This is a genomic window from Pedobacter sp. 05L430, assembly GCF_056397585.1.
On record NZ_JBFTNT010000541.1, the window covers coordinates 1 to 1,289 of the forward strand.

The 1,289-nt window shown below is 35.0% G+C and carries 2 protein-coding genes; one reads left to right on the plus strand and one right to left on the minus strand.

Going from position 1 to position 1,289, the window contains the following annotated elements:
• The first annotated feature begins 209 nt into the window (after positions 1-209).
• A complete protein-coding gene (locus tag AC1DG9_RS27180; protein WP_337717752.1) occupies positions 210-617 on the plus strand; it encodes a hypothetical protein in 408 nt (135 codons plus the stop codon).
• 16 nt (positions 618-633) lie between these two features.
• Here the strand turns inward: AC1DG9_RS27180 and AC1DG9_RS27185 are convergent, their stop codons facing one another.
• Entirely contained in the window at positions 634-1,137 is a 504-nt protein-coding gene (locus AC1DG9_RS27185) for an RICIN domain-containing protein (protein ID WP_172662530.1), read from the minus strand.
• Positions 1,138-1,289 lie beyond the last annotated feature (152 nt).

Here is a 1,289-nt window from a genome sequence, read left to right on the forward strand (position 1 = left end):
TTCATGTTCCTCATCAATTAAGGGCAATTGTTCAAGTATTGGAACCCCTAGTGATTTTAATAGCTTTTCTGTTTTGAATTTCCTGTCTAATGCTGTCATGGGTATAGCTTAATTTAAAAGCCTGCCTTTGGATATTGAGGAGTTCTAATATATTGATTTATCCACAAATTGCTATTAGAAAATATCTACTTATCTTTAAGAAAACCAAATTGAATATTCTGGGACAGGTTATTAAGTTAATTAATTATAGTTCCGAAGGCAAATTGCTATACTCTGAATCATTTAAATATGATGAACAGAAAGTATTGTTAAAATTTACCCATACTGTACCTGATTCAACTAATAAGAGCTATCAGGCTATTTATTCTTCAGATGTTAAAGGAAAGCGTTTGAGCGAGCGGGTATATGCACCCAATGGTTACATACTTTATACGAGTAAATTCGCATATGATTCTGAAAATCAGTTAATGGAGGAGGTGAGCTATAATTATAGCGGTGCTTTTGACTTTAAAAAGAACTTCAAATATGTTTATGATAAAACAGGCAACTGGACTTCATTGGTTAACAAGAATAAGACCAGCTCTTACCTTACTATCAGGGAAATTCAGTATAATTAACTCTCTGGTTATTGTTTTACATCGTTGGATTTTGCAGATAAATGCTCCATTGCTGTATTGGTGAATCCTTTTTCTTTGCTAATACAATGGCTGAGTTGGTGCCCCCTTCAGGATCGACAGGGGTAAGGTATAAATCGGTAGCTTTCAATCTGATCAGGTAGATGTCTTTTTTCACTTTAATAAACTCATATTGCTGATTCTTGGCATCTGCAACAAGAGGCTGTTCCTCCATAACCACAGCATCCTTTGCTTCGCCGAGTGGCTGAAAAGTCTTTTTGGTAAACAGATTTTTGAGCTGATAAGTATTTTCCCCGGTATTTTGAAAATCCCAGGTCATGCATTTCCAGTTTTGAGGATCATAGGCAACCAAGGGAGTTCCGTTTTTGCCACTGGCATCCTTAACGCGAAGCAACATTCCTGTTTTAACATTCTTGATGGCGTAAGTGCCTTTTATTTCCTGTGCGTACGATGCACAGGTAAATAGAAATATCAGATAAAAGATAGATGTGATAAGCTTCATATCAAGTTATTTACATTATAAATGTACTTATTATTTTACCTTTAACCAGTAGCGTTTTACACCTTRCCATCGTTTTAGTGTAAAAACCAAATTAACAGCTTTATGAAAAAATTTCTATTCGTTTGCGCGATACTATTTATCGCTAATCTAGG